General features: G+C 69.2%; 18 protein-coding genes. 8 read left to right on the top strand and 10 right to left on the bottom strand.

The window, feature by feature from the left end:
- The first annotated feature begins 195 nt into the window (after positions 1 to 195).
- The 6 genes from ABH936_RS06400 to ABH936_RS06375 all read left to right on the top strand — a co-directional run bounded on the left by ABH936_RS06400 (position 196) and on the right by ABH936_RS06375 (position 5679).
- On the top strand, positions 196 to 1767 hold the full coding sequence (locus ABH936_RS06400; protein WP_404602872.1) for an APC family permease: 1572 nt from the start codon (positions 196 to 198) through the stop codon (positions 1765 to 1767).
- 126 nt (positions 1768 to 1893) lie between these two features.
- Positions 1894 to 2706 carry a gamma-glutamyl-gamma-aminobutyrate hydrolase family protein gene (locus ABH936_RS06395; protein WP_165583604.1) on the top strand — a complete coding sequence of 271 codons (813 nt, stop codon included), beginning with the start codon at positions 1894 to 1896 and terminating at the stop codon, positions 2704 to 2706.
- Positions 2703 to 3440 (top strand): HAD hydrolase-like protein, encoded by a 738-nt coding sequence (locus ABH936_RS06390; protein ID WP_144707726.1) that lies wholly within the window; start codon positions 2703 to 2705, stop codon positions 3438 to 3440. The genes ABH936_RS06395 and ABH936_RS06390 overlap by 4 nt, the downstream gene beginning before the upstream one ends.
- An 11-nt stretch (positions 3441 to 3451) precedes the next feature.
- Complete coding sequence (locus ABH936_RS06385) at positions 3452 to 3655, top strand: antitoxin (protein ID WP_404602871.1); 204 nt, start codon at positions 3452 to 3454, stop codon at positions 3653 to 3655.
- A 56-nt stretch (positions 3656 to 3711) separates the two neighbouring features.
- The gene (locus ABH936_RS06380; RefSeq protein WP_404602870.1) at positions 3712 to 5079 is read left to right on the top strand and encodes an MFS transporter; all 1368 of its coding nucleotides are present in this window, start codon (positions 3712 to 3714) and stop codon (positions 5077 to 5079) included.
- A 231-nt stretch (positions 5080 to 5310) separates the two neighbouring features.
- The gene (locus tag ABH936_RS06375) at positions 5311 to 5679 is read left to right on the top strand and encodes an RNA polymerase-binding protein RbpA (RefSeq protein ID WP_006947299.1); all 369 of its coding nucleotides are present in this window, start codon (positions 5311 to 5313) and stop codon (positions 5677 to 5679) included.
- 132 nt (positions 5680 to 5811) lie between these two features.
- On the opposite strand, the gene ABH936_RS06370 is transcribed toward ABH936_RS06375, so the two are convergent.
- A complete protein-coding gene (locus tag ABH936_RS06370) occupies positions 5812 to 6444 on the bottom strand; it encodes an FxsA family protein (RefSeq protein ID WP_006947225.1) in 633 nt (210 codons plus the stop codon).
- 103 nt (positions 6445 to 6547) lie between these two features.
- On the bottom strand, positions 6548 to 8245 hold the full coding sequence (gene lnt / locus ABH936_RS06365; RefSeq protein WP_404602869.1) for an apolipoprotein N-acyltransferase: 1698 nt from the start codon (positions 8243 to 8245) through the stop codon (positions 6548 to 6550).
- Positions 8246 to 8529: 284 nt separating this feature from the next.
- Between lnt and ybaK the strand changes: the two genes are divergently transcribed.
- A complete protein-coding gene (ybaK, locus tag ABH936_RS06360; protein ID WP_200829287.1) occupies positions 8530 to 9045 on the top strand; it encodes a Cys-tRNA(Pro) deacylase in 516 nt (171 codons plus the stop codon).
- A 33-nt stretch (positions 9046 to 9078) separates the two neighbouring features.
- Positions 9079 to 10005 (top strand): 5'-3' exonuclease, encoded by a 927-nt coding sequence (locus ABH936_RS06355; protein ID WP_404602868.1) that lies wholly within the window; start codon positions 9079 to 9081, stop codon positions 10003 to 10005.
- A gap of 3 nt (positions 10006 to 10008) precedes the next feature.
- On the opposite strand, the gene ABH936_RS06350 is transcribed toward ABH936_RS06355, so the two are convergent.
- The 8 genes from ABH936_RS06350 to ABH936_RS06315 all read right to left on the bottom strand — a co-directional run bounded on the left by ABH936_RS06350 (position 10009) and on the right by ABH936_RS06315 (position 18183).
- Positions 10009 to 12798, bottom strand: coding sequence for a DEAD/DEAH box helicase (locus tag ABH936_RS06350; protein ID WP_404602867.1), 2790 nt, complete (start codon positions 12796 to 12798; stop codon positions 10009 to 10011).
- Between the two features lie 82 nt (positions 12799 to 12880).
- Positions 12881 to 13705: a twin-arginine translocase subunit TatC gene (gene tatC / locus ABH936_RS06345; protein WP_038568108.1), complete on the bottom strand. Its 825-nt coding sequence runs from the start codon at positions 13703 to 13705 to the stop codon at positions 12881 to 12883.
- A 17-nt stretch (positions 13706 to 13722) separates the two neighbouring features.
- Positions 13723 to 14007 (bottom strand): Sec-independent protein translocase subunit TatA, encoded by a 285-nt coding sequence (gene tatA, locus ABH936_RS06340; protein ID WP_006947258.1) that lies wholly within the window; start codon positions 14005 to 14007, stop codon positions 13723 to 13725.
- Positions 14008 to 14063: 56 nt separating this feature from the next.
- Positions 14064 to 14405 (bottom strand): hypothetical protein, encoded by a 342-nt coding sequence (locus tag ABH936_RS06335; RefSeq protein WP_006947226.1) that lies wholly within the window; start codon positions 14403 to 14405, stop codon positions 14064 to 14066.
- Entirely contained in the window at positions 14402 to 15478 is a 1077-nt protein-coding gene (locus ABH936_RS06330; protein WP_404602866.1) for a helix-turn-helix transcriptional regulator, read from the bottom strand. Before ABH936_RS06330 ends, ABH936_RS06335 begins: the two co-directional genes overlap by 4 nt.
- Positions 15475 to 16467 carry a helix-turn-helix transcriptional regulator gene (locus tag ABH936_RS06325; RefSeq protein ID WP_404602865.1) on the bottom strand — a complete coding sequence of 331 codons (993 nt, stop codon included), beginning with the start codon at positions 16465 to 16467 and terminating at the stop codon, positions 15475 to 15477. The genes ABH936_RS06330 and ABH936_RS06325 overlap by 4 nt, the downstream gene beginning before the upstream one ends.
- A gap of 205 nt (positions 16468 to 16672) precedes the next feature.
- Complete coding sequence (locus ABH936_RS06320) at positions 16673 to 17092, bottom strand: FKBP-type peptidyl-prolyl cis-trans isomerase (RefSeq protein WP_006947303.1); 420 nt, start codon at positions 17090 to 17092, stop codon at positions 16673 to 16675.
- Positions 17093 to 17133: 41 nt separating this feature from the next.
- Positions 17134 to 18183, bottom strand: coding sequence for an FKBP-type peptidyl-prolyl cis-trans isomerase (locus ABH936_RS06315; RefSeq protein WP_404602864.1), 1050 nt, complete (start codon positions 18181 to 18183; stop codon positions 17134 to 17136).
- Positions 18184 to 18256: the final 73 nt, after the last annotated feature.

Below are 18256 nucleotides of genomic sequence, written 5' to 3'. Positions count from 1 at the left end.
AGCTCCACTGCACAGCGAGAGGTCTTCGCTTGTCACCCGTTCAGATCAACGAGTCGCAATGACTCGACCAACGTGCCTGGTCATCACAACTAGACAGATGAGGACGAATCACGCGGCGATGCGTCTGTGGGCGACTCACCGCGACTGACGCCGTCGTCCCCTCGCCGGGGCACGGCCCGAGGAGAGGAAGTCGTCATGGCCGCATCATCGGCGGGTTCGACCCCGTCTGCGAGCGCCGACGGGTCGTCGACGCCCGCCACGACGCCTGATCAGCACACTCGCGGCGGGACGCCACAGGACGCGACGACGCGCGGCGAGACGCCGCAGGGAGCGGCGAATCGGGATGACACCAGCGGGCGCAAGACGTCGCGCGCGAAGTTCGGGCTCGCGTCAATCGTCCTGCTGACGATCAACGGCATCATCGGCTCGGGCATCTTTCTCTCCCCCGGCGCCGTCATGAAGGTCGCGGGCACGTGGACGCCGCTCGTCTACGTCGTCGCCGGTGTCTTCGCGGCCGTCCTCGCCGTGACGTTCGCCGCCGCGGCCCGTTGGACGAGCGAGAACGGCGCGGCGTTCGCGTACACGCGGGTCGCGTTCGGTGACGACGTCGGGTTCTACGTCGGCCTGACGCGCTTCGTCGGCGCCGCGATCGCGTGGGGTGTCATGGCGACGGCCGTCGTGACCACCGTGCTCACCGTCTTCGGCGGCCACGAGGCGGTGACGACGACGAACATCACGATCGGCTTCGTCCTACTCATGGTGGTGCTGCTCGCGATCAACGTGGCGGGCACACGCATCACGAAGGTCGTCAACAACATCTCGACGATCGGTAAGGTCGCGGCGCTCGTCCTGACGATCGTCGCCGGCCTCGTCGTGCTGGCGATGACCGGCGACAACCACTTCTCCGATCTCACCCATCTCGAGGGCCCCGACGGCAGCCCTCTCGTGCCGAGCATGGACACGACCGCGTTCGTCGGCGCAATGCTCGCGGCGTTCTACGCGTTCACCGGGTTCGAGGGCGCCGGCAGCGCCGCGAGCGAGATGGAAGACCCGGCACGCAACCTGCCGCGCGCCATCCCGATCGGTGTCGCGGTCGTCATCGTCGTGTACGTGGCCGTCGTGTCCGTGGCGATGATGATCAACCCGACGGGCGTGCTCGAGTCGAAGGACGCCGTCGTGCTCGCGAGCGCCTTCGACAACTCAATCGTACGCGACCTCATCGTCCTCGGCGCCCTCGTCAGCATGTTCGGCATCAACGTCGCAGCGAGCTTCAACACGCCGCGCATCTTCGACGCGATGAGCCGCCGTCGGATGCTGCCCGCCGCGGCAAGTCGGACGTCGCAGCGCGGGGTGCCGGTCGTCGCGTTCGTCGTGACGGCGGTCCTCGCGATCGTCGTGCCGATGGCGTTCGGGTACTCGATGCGCGGCACCATGGTCATCAGTTCGGTGACGCGGTTCGTGCAGTTCGTCATGGTGCCGCTCGCGCTCATCCTGTGCTTCCTCGGGCGCACGCGGCACCGCCCCAACGATGTGAAGCGCAGCGTCGTCCTCGACGTCGTGTTCCCGATCCTGTCGATCGCCGCGTCGGTGTTCCTCATGGTCGAGTTCGACTGGCGTGGCGAGTTCAGCAATCCCGGCGGCGGGCTCAACCTGTGGGCGGTCGCAGCGATGATCGTCGGCTACGTCGTGTTACCGGCGGCGTTGTACTTGCCGTGGAAGCTGGGCGTCTACGACGACACCCCGAAGCAGCTCCCTGAGGACCGCTGAGCTGACACATCGGCGATTCACGGACACATTCGTGATCTACGGTCACATCGGCGATCTGCGGACACATCCGCGATTCACGGACACATTCGCACCGCCACACGAGGGCCAGGCCAGGAAGGACGCACGATGAGCGCCCGCAAACCCGTCATCGGCATCATCACCAACGTCGAGTACGACCCGCACTACCTCTTCCCCGGCTACCGGCGCGTCGCCGTCAACGAGGACTATTCGCGCTCGATCACGCAGGCCGGCGGCATTCCGATCATGTTGCCGCCGTCGACGGATCACTCGACGCTGCCGCAACAGCTGGCCCTGCTCGACGGCTTGCTGCTCGCCGGCGGTTCCGACGTCGACCCGCTGCTGTACGGCCAGCCCGCCAAGCAGGAATGCCAGACGACGTCGCCGATCCGCGACGCGTACGAGATCGAGGCACTCCGGCTCGCGCGCGAGAACCGGCTGCCCGTGCTCGGCATCTGCCGCGGCATGCAGCTCATCAACGTGGCCCTCGGCGGGAGCCTGTTCCAGGATCTGCGCTACGCGGGCACCGACCAGCAGCACATGGCGATGGGCAACCCCGCCTCGCCGCTGCACCACATCAGCGTCGAGGAACGCTCGTTCCTGCACGACGCGTGGGGTGTGACGAAGGCGGCCGTCAACTCCTTCCACCACCAGGCGCTCGACACCATCGCCGACGGGCTGCGGGTCGTCGCGCGCGCCGACGACGGCCTCGTCGAGGCGGTGCAGCACGCGGACGACGCGTGGTGCCTCGCGGCCGTGCAGTGGCACCCGGAGATGATGAGCGGGGCCGACGTGCGTTCGCAGCAGGTGTTCACGTGGTTCGTCGACGCCGTCACCGCCGACGCCGAGCGCCGCGCCGCGGCCCGCTCCGCGCGCATCACCGCGAACCCCACCCACGACACCGCGCAGGCCGCGTCATGACAAGCGCTTCACACCAGGCTGACGCCGACACCACCTGGCCGCACGGCCCGCTCACTCTCGTGCTGTTCGATCTCGACGGGACGTTGTCCGACTCGGCACGCGGCATCACCGCATCGATGCGGCATGCGCTGGGCGTGCACGACGTCGCGGTGCCCGAGCAACACGTGCTCGACTCGTTCGTCGGCCCGCCGTTCAAGGTCGCCCTCGAAGGCATCGGTATCCCGGCCGAGCAGGTACCGGGCATCGTCGGCACCTACCGCGAGGATTACAACGCCGGGCGCCTGTTCGACAACGACCTCTACCCCGGCATGGCCGACCTGCTCGCCGAGCTGCACGCTGCCGGCGTCAGCGTCGCCGTCGCGACGTCGAAACCGCAGCCGACGGCGCGCCGCATCGTCGCCCACTTCGGCCTCGAGCCATACCTGACCGGGGGTCTCGACGGCGTCTTCGGGGCCGACATCACGCGCCCGGACGACGCGAAGGCGGACGTCATCGTCCGGGCGCTGGCCGCGCTCGGTCGCGACGCCGGGCCGGACGTCGTCATGGTCGGCGACCGCCTCCACGACGTCGAGGGCGCCGCGCGTCACGGGATCGCGACGATCGGGGTGAGCTGGGGCTACGCCGCGGACGACGAGCTCGCGCGCGCGGGAGCCGTGGCCGTCGTCGACACCGCCGAGCAGCTCGCGGCACTGCTGCTGCCCCGGGCACAGGACGAGACGGCGGACGTCCACTAGGATCACGCCCCATGAAGACCAACATCGCCAGGCAGCTCGTCGCGCAGGGTCGCCGCTACGTGCAGCAGAACCCCGAGAAGGTGCGCGCCATGACCGACAAGGCCGGCGAGTTCGTCGACCAGCGCACGGGCCGCAAGTACTCGGCGCAGATCACGAAGGCGCGCGCCTCGGCTGGGCGCTACCTCGACAAGCGGCGCCTCGATCGGCGGCGCTGACCTCTCAGTGGCCCGCATCACCGAAAATCGCGTCGTCGATGTGACACGCTTCACCCGTGATCGAAGCCCTCACCCCGCCCCCTGACGCCGTTCGGACGAGGCGCCAGCGCAGCTGGTACTTCTACGACTGGGCCAACTCGGCGTACGTGACGACGACGTCGACGGTGCTGTTCTCCCCGTATCTCACGGCGGTTGCGAAGTCGGCGGCCTGCCCGGGGCAGGATACGGACCTGGCGTGCCACACCGACCTGCACGTGCTCGGTCTGCCGATCTCGCCCGGCTCGCTCACGCCGTACACGGTGACGGTCTCGACGATCATCAGCGCGATCTTGCTCATCTTCGTCGGCGCGATCGCCGACCGCATCTCGCGCCCGGCGCACCTGCTGGGCGCGTTCGCGTTCGTCGGTGCCCTCGGGGCGAGTTCGATGTTCTTCGTCGCAGGCAGCAACTGGCAGCTCGGTGTTGTCGTGCTCATCCTCGCGAACCAGTGTCTGGGTGCCTCCCTCGTCGTCTACGACGGGCTGCTCGTTCAGATCTCGAGCGACGACGAGCGTGACCGCGTCAGTTCACGGGGGTGGGCGCTCGGCTATCTGGGCGGCGGGTTGCTGCTGGCGGTCAACCTCGTCGTCATGACGATGCACGACTCGTTGGGGTTGTCGACGGGCGAGGCCGTGCGCGTCAATCTGCTGAGTGCCGGCGTGTGGTGGGGCGTGTTCACGATCATCCCGGTCCTCGGCCTACGGGACGTGCGTCGCGTCGGCCCGGCCGTGACCGGCTCGCTGACGGCGGCGGTGAGCGGCAGCGTCCGTCAGCTTCGCTCGACGTTCGCGGAGTTGCGGCACTTCCCCGACACGATGACGTTCCTGCTTGCGTACCTGTTCTTCAACGACGGCATCCAGACGGTCATCGTCTCGGCGAGCCTGTACGGCAAGGAGGAGCTGGGCTTCGGCGACAGCCAGCTCATCGTGACGATCCTGCTCGTGCAGTTCGTCGCGTTCCTCGGCGCGCTGCTGTTCGGTCGGCTCGCGCGGACGATGGGCGCCAAGCGGGCCGTGTTGCTCTCCCTCGGCTTGTGGACGCTCGTCGTGTTCGCAGCGTTCTTCCTGCCGTCGGGGCAGTTCGGGTTGTGGCTCGTGCTGGGCGTCGGCATCGGCATCGTGCTCGGCGGGTCGCAGGCACTCAGCCGGTCGTTGTACTCGCGGCTCGTGCCGACGGGCCGGGAGTCGGAGTACTTCAGCCTCTATCAGGCGATGGAGCGAGGGACGAGCTGGTTCGGCACCCTCACGTTCGGTCTCGTGCACCAGCTGACTGGCTCCTACCGCCTGTCGATCGTCGCGCTCGTCGTCTTCTTCGCGCTCGGCGCGGTGCTGCTGCGCCGAGTCGACGTCGAGCGAGGCAGCGCCCGGGCACGCGCCGCCGGCTGACGAGGCCGGCTGTCGCCCCGGGCTCGAGACCCGCGGCAGGATGCGCGCCGGCCGCTCCCCCGAACGCGATTCGTGACGCGTCCCGTCCGCGCCGTAGACTGGTGTGTCAGCGCGTCGGCGTGCGTGCGGAACAAACGGCCCCCGGCCGGCGTTGTTCCGTCAGGATCGCGCGGGCTGCAGGCTCAGCGCATCACGAACCACCACGAACCCCGTGTGACGTAGGGAGACACCATGGCAGAACGTTCACTGCGAGGCACCAACCTCAGCACGCTCTCGCTCGAGACCGACGAGGGCATCGCGTTCAGCGAGCGACAGATGGTCAGCTACAAGTGCGCTCAGGGCCACGTCATCGAGCTGCCGTTCTCCGTCGAGGCCGATGTGCCCGCGCTGTGGGAGTGCCGTTGCGGCCTCGAGGCGCTGCTCGTCGACGGCCCCGAGCCCGACCGCAAGCCCACGAAGCCGGCGCGTACCCACTGGGACATGCTGCTCGAGCGCCGTTCCGTCGAAGAGCTCGAGGAGCTGCTCGACGAGCGCCTCACGCTGCTGCGCGAGTCGCGCGGCGAAAAGCCGAAGCGAAAGCGTGCTGCCGCGTCCAAGTGACGCTCACGTCGTGACGAACAAGGCCGCCCCCGGTTCGGGGGCGGCCTTCGTGTGTGCTCGCTCGTCTTGTTCAGGGCCTTGGGTATCAGCCTGTGACGGCGGAGGGCACTGCGGCCGAGCCGTCTCACCAACTCAGTCGATGATCTCGCCCTCGACGACGTCGGACGCACCCCGTCGTGGAGAGTTCCAGGCAGCGTCGCGCCCGGCCTGCGTGGCGAACGCGTCGGCGGTGGGGTATGGCCCGGGCGCGGGTGACGGACCGGCCGCCGAAGCGCCGCCCGCATCGGCGGCGCGCACGCGGGTGAAGCGCACTCGGCCGGGCGCCGCGTTCGCGGCACCAAAGGCGGCCGCACCAAGGGGAGATGCACCGAACAGCTTGTGTGCGACGGCACCTTCGAGCAGTCGGCGCGTCAGCGGGCGCGTGAAGGGCAGCAGGACGAACAGGCCGAGTGCGTCCGTGAGGAAGCCCGGGGCGAGCAGCAGCGTGCCGCCGATGAGGACGAGCGCCGCGTCGGAAAGCTCGCGCGCAGGCATACGACCAGAGCCGAACGCCTGACGGAGGGATCCGAACGCGCGCGAGAACTCGCGCTTGACGATCCACGCGCCGAGCGCCGACCAGAACAGGAGCAGCAGGAAGGTGCTGAGGCCACCGATCTGCTGCCCGACCTTGAGGATGATGAAGACCTCGACGACGGGGACGACGAGCAACGCCAGCATGAGCCAGCGCGCGAAGCCGCGGCGGCGAGGTCGAGTCGTGGTGTTCACATCTGGTTCAACGCGCGGGCACGCTCGAAGAGTTCCGATTCGTCGACGAATCGTGAAGCGATCGCCGGTCGTGGAACCCCGGTGGGCACCAGCGAAAGCGGGCTCAGGCGTCGCCGCGACCGTTCTTGCGGCGACGGCGCGGCAGGCGGGCATGACGCAGCGCGAACGCGAGCGCGACCACGCTGACGACGGAGGCGGCGATCTCGGGCCAGCGTCCGAGCCGCTGGGCGGGCGTCGCGTCCGAACGCAGGGGCAGCTGCCCGGTCAGCACCTTCTGCGTGAACAGTTCGCTGCGCTCGTGCAGCTGCCCGTCGGGGGTGATGAGGGCGCTGACGCCGACCGTCGAGACGTGGATGATCGAGCGGCCGTATTCGAGCGCGCGTAGGCGCGAGATCGCGAGTTGCTGCGTCGACTCGGCGGTGTGGCCGAACGTCGCGTTGTTCGTCTGGACGGCGAAGATCTGTGCGCCCTGGTTCGCCGGTTTGCGCAGCAGATCGTCGTAGGCGACCTCGAAGCAGATGATCGGGGCGAGCTTCACGTCACCCTTCGCGTTCGGCAGCGTGAACAACCCGACCTTGCGCCCGGAGGCGAAGTCGGCCTTGACGAGATCGACCTGCGAGGAAAACGTGCGGAAGAACGAGCGGTACGGGATGTATTCGCCGAACGGCACCGGGTGCTGCTTGACGTAGGTGTCGCTCAGGCCCTTGCCGGGCAGGTAGAGCATCGACGCGTTGGACACCTCGGGGCGTGGTTCGTTCAGCACCGCACCGACGATGAGCGGCGTGTTGACGGCGGCGAGGGCTGAGGCGATCTCGGCGCCCGCTTCGGGGTTGCGCTTGGGGTCGATGTCGGAGGCGTTCTCGGGCCAGACGACGACATCGGGGCGCGGCGTCGCTCCGGCATCGATCTGCTTGGCGAGGTCGAGCGTCGCGTGGACGTGGTTGTCGAGCACGGCGCGGCGCTGCGCGTTGAACTCGAGCCCCTCGGTGGGCACGTTGCCCTGCACGCCGACGACGCGCAGCATCCGCCCGCTCGTGCCGGGCGTGATGAGTGAGCCGACGATCAGTGCGAGGACGGCCGTCGACGCGGCCGCAGCGGGCACGGCGATCGGGAGACGAGCCGTGATGCCGCGGGCGCCGTCGGGCCGTGCGTCACCAACAGGCGTGGCCCCGGAGCCCGTGGCGTTCGCTGAGGTGTGGGCGTCGTCCGAAACCGAAGCCGAATCCGAAGCAGACGTTCGGCCCGCACTCCCCCGCCGCTCCGCCGTGAAGAGCCGCGGCGCGGCCAGGGCCACGCACGATGCGAGCGCCGCGCCGGCGAGCGCGAGCACGAACGTCAGGCCGGGTGCGCTGACCCACGCGATGAGCGGTGCCCACGGTGCGTCGGCCTGGGAGAACGACAGGCGTGCCCAGGGGAATCCGCCGAACGGCGTCGTCGAGCGCAGCCATTCCTGCATCACCCACAGGCAGGCGACGACGAACGGCGCGATGCGGCGACGTTGCACGAGCGCAACCGCTGCGCCGAGCGCGGCCATGTAGAGCGATTCGAGGACGGCGAGCGCTGTCCACGGGAACGCGCCGACGTAGACGCCCGACCACGACAGCGTCGGCAGGAAGAACGCCATGCCGAAGACGAAACCGAGCAGCGCGCCGGTGCGCGCCCGCACGCGCCAGAGGCACAGCGTGATGAGGGCGACGGCTATTGGCGGCGTCCACCACAGACCGTGGTCGGGAAACGCGAGCCACAGGAGCAACCCGGCGCCGATGGCGCCGAATGCGCGAAGGAGAGCTTTCGTGGGCACCGGCCAAGCGTAGGCCTCTCAGGCGAGAGGCGGCGGACGGGCTCACGCCGTTGGGGCCATCGCGGGGTGAACCGCGAAGTTTTCTACTAGGCGTGAGGCCCGTCCGCAATGACGCGCGCTACGGGCGCGTTCGAGCCAACATAGCCGCCCCACAGCCCAGGAGCAACGCAGGTGAGCGCACTGGCGCCCGGCCGACGGGGCGCCGAACAGTGGCCGAGGTGCGTCATGCCTTGTGTGCGCAGGCGTGTCACGCACCTTGAATCCGTCGGGCATGAGGTAGCAGGATGAACGCGATGTCTCGCACGATGAACACACCACCCGCCACGCCCGCGACCCGCGCCCTCGACCGGCTCGGTATCGCCTACGAGGCGCTCCCCTACGCCCACGATCCCGACGTCACGAGCTACGGCGCCGAGGCGGCATCCGCGCTGGGGCTCGACCCTGCGTCGGTCTACAAGACGCTCGTCGTGAAGCTCGACACCGGCCGCTTCGCGATGGCCTGCGTCCCCGTCTCGACGATGGCGGACCTCAAGGCGGTTGCCGCCGCGTGCGGCGCGAAGAAAGCTGTGCTGGCCGCGGAGGCCGACGTCCGGCGTCTCACCGGCTACGTCCTCGGCGGCGTCAGCCCGCTCGGAACGCGCTCACGCCTCGACGTCGTCATCGACGCGCAGGCGCACGAACATCCGCGGGTCTGCGTCTCCGGCGGCCGTCGCGGCTTCGACGTCCGGCTCTCCCCCGACGACCTCGTCCGTGCCTGCGGCGCCCGCGTGGCCGACATCGCGCGCGCTGACGAGCACTGACGCTCGACGCCGCACCGTGACAGGATGGCGCCCATGACGCCGCGCCGACTCATGTTGCTCGACTCTGCCAGCCTCTACTTCCGCGCTTTCTACGGCGTGCCCGAGCGCACCGCCGCCGACGGCACGCCCAACAACGCGCTGCGCGGCTTCGCCGACATGATCGCGACGCTGCTCACGACGTACGAGCCGACCGACATCGTCGCCTGCTGGGACAACGATTGGCGCCCCGCGTTCCGCGTCGAAGCGATCCCGAGCTACAAGGCGCACCGCGTGCAAGAGGGCTCCGACGTCGCCGAGGAGAGCCCCGAGAATCTCACCCCGCAGGTGCCGCTCATCCGCGAACTGCTCGAACTCGTCGGCATCACCCGCCTCGGCGTCGACGGGTACGAGGCCGACGACGTCATCGGCACCCTGACGCACCGATTCCGCGACGCCGGCCCCGTCGACGTCGTCACCGGTGACCGCGACCTGTTCCAACTCGTCGACGACGCGATGGGCGTGCGCGTCATCTACACGGCCAAGGGTGGCGTGCGGGCCCCCGACCTCGTCGACGAGAGCTTCCTCATGGCGAGGTACGGCGTCGCGACGGGCCGCGCCTACGCCGACATGGCCGTCATGCGCGGCGACACGAGTGACGGGCTGCCCGGTGTCGCCGGCATCGGTGAGAAGACGGCGGCGGCCCTCATCGCCGAGTTCGGCTCCCTCGCGGCCATCCGTGAAGCCGTCGCCTCCGGCGACCCGCGGATCAAGGGCGCACGCCGCACGCGTCTCGAAGCGGCCTCCGATTACCTCGACGTCGCACCGCGCGTCGTCGACGTCGCTCTCGACGTCCGTGTGCCCCACGACCTCGTCACGACGCGCCCGCAGGGCGTCGCCGACGGCGCCGGATTCGCTGACTTCGCAGCGCGCTGGGACATGGGCGGCTCCGCTGAACGCCTCTCCGCAGCCCTCGCCCGCTGACGTTCAGTCGATCCGGTCAGCCGCGACGACGCCGCGCTGCACGCCCTTGATCGCCTTGCGCGCTGCCCTGCGGATGCCGTCGTCATCGGTGGCGGCGGCGATCTGGTCGAGCACGTCGACGAGCTGACGGCAGCGTCGTACGAAGTCGCCGGCGGTGAGGTCCTCGTCGCGTAGCACCGTCTCGAGGCCCTGGCCGCTCGCCCAGCGGTGCGCGGCCCAGGCCAGGCCCGCGTCGGGTGCCGCCATCTCGGGCAGTCGGTGCATGACGAGCGCGTCGTCGATGACCGACCACAGCTCGTGCGTGCGCTCCAGCGCGTCGGCGACATCACGGTTCGGCATGCGCGGGGTCTCACCGACCACGTCACGCCGCGACTCGTGGACGAGCGCCGAGACGGCCGCCGCGAGCGACGGTGCGTCAAGGCCCTTCCACGCACCCGAGCGCAGGCACTCGGCGGTGAGCAGATCCTTGTCCGAGTACAGGCGCATGAGCATCGCGCCGTCGTTGGTCAGCTTCACTCCACCGGCAGCCGACGGATCGGCCGCGAGGTAGTCGAACTCGAGCAGCAGGTCGCAGATGCGGTCGAACTGCTTCGCGACGGTGTTCGTCCGGTTCTCGACCTTCGTGACGAGCGCGTCGGTCTCGCGGCGCAGCGTCCACCAGCGTTGCGCCCAGCGCGCGTGCTCCTCGCGGTACTCGCACGCATGGCACGGATGGGCGGCGAGCCGGCGTCGCAACTCCTCGATCTCCGCGGTGACGGCCTTGTCCGGTTCGATCTCGGTGCGTCGCAACGGCTTCGGCGGATCGTGCGGCACCTTGGCGCGCAGCGTCGCCGCGAGGTCGCGGCGCGACTTCGACGAGCGTGCGGTGAACGTCTTCGGGATGGCGAGGTGCGTCAGCACCTCGAGCGGCGCGTGGATGTCGCTGGAACGGATCTGGCGCAGCTGTGCGTCCTCGGTGACGACGGACGGGCTCGGGCCCTCGCGCTTGCCGCCGCGGTTGGTGCGCACCACGATGGCGAGCCCCTCACGTCGCCCGGACGGCACGCGCACGACGTCGCCGGGGCTGAGGTCGGCGAGCGAGCGGTCCGCGGCGGCGCGCAGGGCGGCGGCGCGTCGCTTCTGCGCGTTCTTCTCGAGGTCGCTGATGCGACGGCGGATGCCCGCGTACTCCGCGAAATCGCCGAGGTGGCACTGCATCGCCTCGGCGTAGCCCTCGAGGCCCTCATTGTTCTTGACGATCTGACGCGACAACCCGACGACGCTGCGGTCGGCCTGGAACTGCGCGAACGACGACTCGAGCACCTCGCGCGCCCGCTCCCGTCCGACGGTGTGGACGAGGTTGACGGCCATGTTGAACGTCGGGCGGAAGCTCGAGCGCAGCGGGTAGGTGCGGCGCGATGCGAGGCCTGCGACTGCCTCCGGTTCGACGCCGCGGTTGTACAGAACGATCGCGTGGCCCTCGACGTCGATGCCGCGCCGGCCCGCGCGGCCCGTCAGCTGGGTGAACTCCGCGGGCGTGACGTCGACGTGAGCTTCACCGTTGTACTTGACAAGCCGTTCGAGCACGACGCTGCGCGCCGGCATGTTGATGCCGAGAGCGAGCGTCTCCGTCGCGAATACGGCCTTGATCTGACCGGTGACGAACAGTTCCTCGACGATCTCGCGGAACGTCGGCAGCATCCCCGCGTGGTGCGCGGCGAAGCCGCGCGCGAGGCCCTCGACGAAGTCGTGGTAACCGATGACGGCAAGATCCTCGACGGGGATGTGCGCGACGCGCTCGGCGACGTAGGCGCGGATCGTGGCGCTCTCATCGTCGGTGACCAACTGCATGCCGTACCCGAGCAGCTGCGCGACGGCGCCCTCGCACCCGGCGCGGCTGAAGATGAACGTGATGGCCGGCAGCAGCCCCGCGCGATCGAGTGCGGCGATGACCTCGGCGCGCGGCGCCGGGCGGAACGTCTCCCCTTGCGGCTGACGCGGCGCGGGACGGCGGCCGCGCCCACGTCGACCGGACGGGGCGCCGGCGTCGAAGCGGTGACCGCCGCGCGCGGGCGCCGTCAGGCTCGCGATGCGCGAGAGCAGGTCGGGGTTGACGACGCGATCGCCGCGTTCGTCCTCGCCCAGCAGGTCGTACAGGCGCGCGCCGACCATCATGTGCTGGTACAGCGGCACCGGGCGGTGCTCGGTGATGACGACGTCGGTGTCGCCGCGCACCTGCTGCATCCAGTCGCCGAACTCCTCGGCATTGCTCACCGTTGCCGACAGCGCGATGACCTGCACCGACTCGGGCAGGTGGATCATCACCTCTTCCCACACGGCGCCGCGGAAGCGGTCGGCGAGGTAATGGACCTCGTCCATGACGACGAAGCCGAGGCCGCCCAGCGTCGAACTGCCCGCGTAGAGCATGTTGCGCAGCACCTCGGTCGTCATGACCACGACCGGCGCCTCACTGTTGTGCGAGGTATCACCGGTCAGCAGCCCGACGTTCTCCGTTCCGAGCATCTCGACGAGGTCGGCGTACTTCTGGTTCGACAGCGCCTTGATCGGCGTCGTGTAGAACGCCTTGCGCCCGGTGTGCACCGCGAGATAGCAGGCGAACTCGCCGACGACGGACTTGCCCGCACCCGTCGGCGCTGCGACGAGGACGCTGCGTCCGTCCTGCACGGTCCGCGCCGCCTCCGACTGGAAGTCGTCGAGCGGGTACGGCAACGTCTCGACGAAGTGGCCGAGGTGACTCGAGTCGAACTTTCGCCGACGAGCGGCCTGGGCGAACTTCTCGGCGGGCGACGACATGCCCCCAGGCTATGACAACGGCGGGCTCCCGCTCGGGAGCCCGCCGTCGGGCGTCATGTGTGTCGTGCCTGCAGCCTGGGCCTCACAGGGCCGAGGCCTGGTCGTCGCTGACGTCCATCCAGGCCGGACGCTCATGCTTCTCCTTGCGTGCACGCCACGCGTCGAGTGCGAGGGCTAGCCCTGCGCTGCCGAAGAACAGCACGATGAGCGGCACTGCCATGAGGAACATCGTGTAGACGTCCGGCGTCGGCGTCATGATGGCCGCGAAGGCCACTGCGATGATGACGGCGAAGCGCCACCCCTTGAGCATGATCCGGCCCTTGAGCACGCCGACCGCGTTGAGTGCCAGCAGCAGGATCGGCAGCATGAACGTCAGCCCGAACGACAGGATGAAGCGGGTGACGAACGAGAAGTACATCCCGCCGTCGGCGAAGTTGGCCGCGCCGCGCGGCGTCGCACTGATGAACATCTCGACGGCGTTGCCGAAGGTCAGCGACCCCATGTAGACGCCGCAGGCGAACAGCACGATCGCTGAGGCGACGAAGATGCGGCCGACGCGCTTTTCCCGCGGCGTCAGGCCGGGCACGAGGAAGGCCCAGATCTGCCACAGCCACACGGGCGCCGCGAGGATGAGGCCGGCCCACGCCACGACCTTCAACTTGAGGTTGAACGGCGCCGTGACGGCGTTGAACGCGACCTCGACGTGCGCCTCGGGGTGGGCGTGCTGGTAGTCGCGGAACGGCTGCTCGATGAAGTCGTAGATGTTCTGGTAGTAGTGCCAGCCGATGATGCAGCACAGCAGGATCGCGACGCCGGCGACGATCGCGCGGTTGCGGAATTCGCGCAGATGGTCGCCGATGGACATCCGCGCTTCGGGGTTGTCCTTGCGTCGTCCGAAGATTGCCACGAGCGAACGGGATCCGATCAGACGTCGTTGCGGTGCGCGTCGGTGCGCGTCACGGGGTCACCGGAGTGGACCGGGTTGCCGTTGGCGTCGTGCACTGGGTTCGCCGTCTCACCCTCGACGGTGGCGCCGGAGGCCTTCGACCGGTTGCTCTCCGTCTTCATCTCGTCGATCTCGCTCTTGAGGATGCGCGAGCTGCGCCCGAGGCTGCGCGCCATGTCGGGCAGCTTCTTCCAGCCCAGGAGCACGACGATGACGAGCACCAGGATGAGCAGTGACGCGGGGTGTTCGAGCAGGTTTTTCATGGCCAGTCCTTGAATCCCGGGAGTTTCCGGCGCGGCGGCAGCCGCATGGTCGTCGTTCACTCTAGTGGATCGCGCCAAGACGACCACACCTCGGCCTGGGAGTCCAAGCGCAGGTCGCGCTGCCGTTCGCGGGCCCGCTGACGCTCGCCTCGCCAGTGCGAGGCCGGCTTGTTCCACGCGAGATCGTCGACGCCCTGCGTGACGAGCGCCGCACTGTTCTCGGCGGCGGATCGCTGCTCGGCGAGGTTGCGCGCCTCGTCGAGACGCGACCAAGCCTCGGACGTCGTGCGGGCGAAGTCGCGCGCGTGCGGCCACACGCGCCAGCATCGCCAGGCGAGGTAGGCGACGGCCGTGACCCAGAAGATCGCCCAGAACAGCAGCCACATCCACCACGTCACGGCACGGTGCCCCCGAGCCTCTCGGCGTAGGCGTCGAGGGCGCGGCGGGCCTCGTCGGCGACCTGCGCCCGCACCGCGGCAGGCGCGAGCACCTGGGCGTCCCGGCCGAGCTGCAGCAGCAACCGGCGCAACCAGCGCCCGTCGCCGAGGACGAGCGAGACGTCTGCGTGCTCGCCGTCGTCGGATCGTTCGACGTCGAAGCACGGGTAGTAGTCGATGATCCAGAACGCGGCCCGCTGCACCCGCAGACGCACCTGCGGCGCGTCGGGGCTGGGGGCGAAGAAGCCGCGCGAGAGGTCGGTGCGCTGCGCGTCCTGCGGGATCTCGGCCCGGACATCGAGGAGCTCGACGCTCTCGATGCGGTCGAGACGGAACGTGCGCATGCCCTCGGCGCGACGGCACCACCCTTCGAGGTACCAGTGGCCGTCGGAGGTGAACAGGCGCAGCGGGTCGACGTCGCGCTCCGTCACCTCGTCCCGGGCGGGCGCAAGGTAGCGCAGGTGCACCCGATGTGCGCGGCGCACCGCGTCCTGCAGCGTGCTGAGCATCTGCTCACCATCGCGTTCGAGGCTGACGTGGACGCGTGCGGCGCCGCTCTCCCCCGTCGCCTCGCTCAGCTTGGCGAGGGCGCGATCGACGGCGTCGCGCTCCTGCAGCCCGGGCACGTCGAGCAGCGTGCGCAGCCCGACGGTGAGGGCGAGCGCCTCGTCGCGGGTGAAGCGCAGCGGTTTGGCGATGGTGTCGGCGTTGCGGATGTAGACACGCCCCTGCTCCCACTCGGCCTCGATGAGGTCGTCGGGCATGTGGCCGGGTGTGCCGCAGACGAAGAGCAGCTCGAGGTCGGCCTCGATCTGCGCGCGGCTGACCCCGAGGGTGCGGGCCGCCTCCTCGATGTCGATGCCCTGACGGTTCATCAGCCACGGCACCATCGTGAGCAGCCGTGACAGGCGCGTCGTCGCCGCTTCGGAGTTGATCGGCCCCGAGTTGATCGACCCCGAGCTGATGGAACCCGTGTCGGCGGACCCAGAGTCGATCGCCCCAGAGCGGGCGGCCTTGTCAGTGCGGGCGTTCATGGTGCAGTCTCCGCCGTCTGGGCTTCATAGGCGCCCCGCAGGCGCGCCATGACACGTTCGCGCAGCTCGTCGGGCTTCTCCACGAGCACGTCGGCGCCGAAGGAGGCGACTTCGTCGGCGAGCACGCCGGGGTCGGCGTACTCGATGTCGATGAGCTGCCACGTCTCGTCGATGACGCCGACGGTGCGGGCGCGCCGCACGAGCGAGTGTCCTCGCCCCGCGCGCACCCGCAGGACGGCAGGCGCCCAGTCGGGGGTGCGTTCGGTACGTTCGATGAGGGCGCTCGTGTCGTGATCGCCCGGCACCTCGTAGGCGCCCGGCTTGCCGACGAGTCGCACCGGGCCCTCGATGCGCGAGAGACGGAAGACGCGCGGCGCGTCACGGTCGGTGTCGAACCCGGCGACGTACCAATGACCCCGACGGTTCGTCACCGTCCACGGCTGAACGTGGCGCACAGCGCTCTCCCGCCCGGCCGCGCGGTAGGTGAAGGTGATGGCGCGCCGCGTCATCACCGCGTCCTTGACGGCGTCGAAGGCGGGTTCGCTGGTGCGGATACGAGGTTCGAGGCCGACGACCGATTCGACGTCGGGGCTGATGTCGAGCGCCTCGAGCTTGCGCATCGCCGCCGCCGCAGGGCCGGCGAGGCTGGCCTGCTGCCACGCACGCGAGGCGAGGCCGAGGACAGCGAGTTCGTCGGCGTCGAAGTGCAGGTCGGGCAGCTCGTACTCACGCTTGTCGATGCGGTAGCCGATCTCGTCCTCGAACAGGATGTCGATGGGTTCGGCGCGCAGCGGGATGCCGAGCTCACGCAACTCGTCCTTGTCCCGCTCGAACATCCGGTCGAAGGCTTCGTCGTTCGGTGCCTCGGTGTACGGGCGCACGGCCTGACGGATGGCGTCCTTCGTCAGCGGCCTGCGCGTGTAGAGCAGCGCGATGACGAGGTTGAGCAGGCGCTCGGTCTTCGCCTCCGGGGTGGGTCGTGCTGCCACGCTCGCTCCTTCGTCGCTGTCGGGTCTGACGCCGTGGTCCTGCTGCAGAGCCTACCCTCTCATTCGCACAGGTGTGCGATTGGCGGCACTCGGCCCCGCGTGATGGCCACGGGCACGCAGAACGGGGTGAGTACCGATGGCACTCACCCCGTCTTGTTGCTCAGGCCGAACCCACTCGCGGACGACCAGAGTGGCGAAGGCTACCTCAGCGCAGGCCGAAGGAGCGTCCAGCGCCGGGCTTGTTCGTCGAGACGAGGTCGACGACGAAGATCAGCGTCTCGTTCGGGCCGATCGAGGCACCCGCGCCGCGCTCGCCGTAGCCGAGCGCCGGCGGGATGATGATCTTGCGGCGGCCGCCGACCTTCATGCCGAGCAGGCCCTCGTCCCAGCCCTGGATGACCTGGCCGACGCCGGCGGTGAACTCCAGCGGCTCGCCGCGGTTCCACGAGGCGTCGAACTCCTCGCCGGTCGACCAGGAGACGCCGACGTAGTGCGCCTTGATGATGTCGCCGGCCTCGACGGTGGCGCCGTCACCAACGGTGATGTCCTCGACGACGAGTTCCGCCGGCGGGGTGTCACCGGGGAAGTCGATCTCGGGCTTGGTCGTCTTGGGGTCGAAACCCATGGTTGCTCCTTCGAGAAAGTGTCGCTGACAGGCTCAGCGTGTCAGTTGGCGGCGAGGATGTCGACGACGAACACGAGGGTGTCGGTGCCCTTGATGCCCGCCTGCCGGTTGCCGTCCTTGCCGTAGCCCTCGGACGGCGGCACGACGACGAGCACGCGGCTGCCGACCTTCTGGCCGACGAGCGCCTTGTCCCAGCCGGTGATGACCTGGCCCTTGCCGATGACGAACACGGACGGCTTGCCACCGTCGTTGTGCTTCGCGGTGGCGTCGAAGATCGTCGACGTGCCCCAGATCTGGCCGGTGTAGCTGACGGCGACCGAGTCGCCGGAGGCGACCTTCTTGCCGTTGCCCTCGATGAGGGTGGCCGTCTTGAGGCTCGTCGGGGCCTTCGCGCCCTTGGCGACGGTGATGCTCGCCTGCTTGCCCTGGCCGGCGGGGACGCTGACCTTCGGCATGTCGGCGGGCGCGTCCTTGGTCGTGCCCTGGGCTTCCTTGAGCGGCGTGTCGGTGGCCTTGATCTCCATGTAGAGCACGAGGTTGTCGTTCGCGCCGACACCGATCTTCTCGTTGCCCGCGGCACCGAAGCTGTCCTTCGGCGGCAGGGAGACGACGAGCTTCGTCCCGGCCTTCTGGCCCTTCAGCGTGCTGATGATGCCCGGCAGGTTGTTGTTGTCGCTCATGTTGAAGCTGGGCACGGTCTCACCGAACGTCGAACCGATCGTCTTGCCGGTCGTGCCGTTCACCATGACGAAGTTGGCCTTGACGATGTCGTTGTTGCCGACCGTCTTGCCGGAACCCTGCGTCAGGATCTTCGGCTTCGTGCTGCTCGTGCCGAACGGCAGCTTGTCCTTCGCGATCGAGACGGTGGGCTTCGCAGCGTCCTTCGTGTCGACCTTGACGTCGTCGAGGTTGCCCTTCGTCGCGGGTGCGGACAGCCCGCTCGACGACGACGGTGACGATGCGTTCGACGACGCGCTGGCGCCGGAGGAGCCGCTCGAGCTCTTGGAGGCCTTCGAGTCGTCGTTGCCGCATCCGGCCAGGAAGACGATGGGCAGAGCGGCCAGGGCAAGCAGACGCTTGGGGGAAGTCACAGCAGAGGATCCTCGCGCGATGGGTGACAGGTCGTCCGCCACGATAACCCGCGTGGGATGTGCTTCGCCTGGC

Origin of the sequence: Dermacoccus sp. GAS27A, from assembly GCF_044909235.1 — a bacterium.
In the GTDB taxonomy this organism is placed as follows: domain Bacteria; phylum Actinomycetota; class Actinomycetes; order Actinomycetales; family Dermatophilaceae; genus Dermacoccus; species Dermacoccus nishinomiyaensis.
Note: the sequence above shows the minus strand (reverse complement) of the source record. Positions and strands in the feature narration are given on the sequence as shown.

Bases quoted from the DNA above. Each gene is read 5' to 3' on its own strand.
- ABH936_RS06400 (WP_404602872.1), top strand. From the start codon at position 196: ATGGCCGCATCATCGGCGGGTTCGACCCCGTCTGCGAGCGCCGACGGG.
- ABH936_RS06395 (WP_165583604.1), top strand. From the start codon at position 1,894: ATGAGCGCCCGCAAACCCGTCATCGGCATCATCACCAACGTCGAGTAC.
- ABH936_RS06390 (WP_144707726.1), top strand. From the start codon at position 2,703: ATGACAAGCGCTTCACACCAGGCTGACGCCGACACCACCTGGCCGCAC.
- ABH936_RS06385 (WP_404602871.1), top strand. From the start codon at position 3,452: ATGAAGACCAACATCGCCAGGCAGCTCGTCGCGCAGGGTCGCCGCTAC.
- ABH936_RS06375 (WP_006947299.1), top strand. From the start codon at position 5,311: ATGGCAGAACGTTCACTGCGAGGCACCAACCTCAGCACGCTCTCGCTC.
- ybaK (WP_200829287.1), top strand. From the start codon at position 8,530: ATGAACGCGATGTCTCGCACGATGAACACACCACCCGCCACGCCCGCG.
- ABH936_RS06355 (WP_404602868.1), top strand. From the start codon at position 9,079: ATGACGCCGCGCCGACTCATGTTGCTCGACTCTGCCAGCCTCTACTTC.
- ABH936_RS06350 (WP_404602867.1), bottom strand. From the start codon at position 12,798: ATGTCGTCGCCCGCCGAGAAGTTCGCCCAGGCCGCTCGTCGGCGAAAG.
- tatA (WP_006947258.1), bottom strand. From the start codon at position 14,007: ATGAAAAACCTGCTCGAACACCCCGCGTCACTGCTCATCCTGGTGCTC.
- ABH936_RS06330 (WP_404602866.1), bottom strand. From the start codon at position 15,478: ATGAACGCCCGCACTGACAAGGCCGCCCGCTCTGGGGCGATCGACTCT.
- ABH936_RS06320 (WP_006947303.1), bottom strand. From the start codon at position 17,092: ATGGGTTTCGACCCCAAGACGACCAAGCCCGAGATCGACTTCCCCGGT.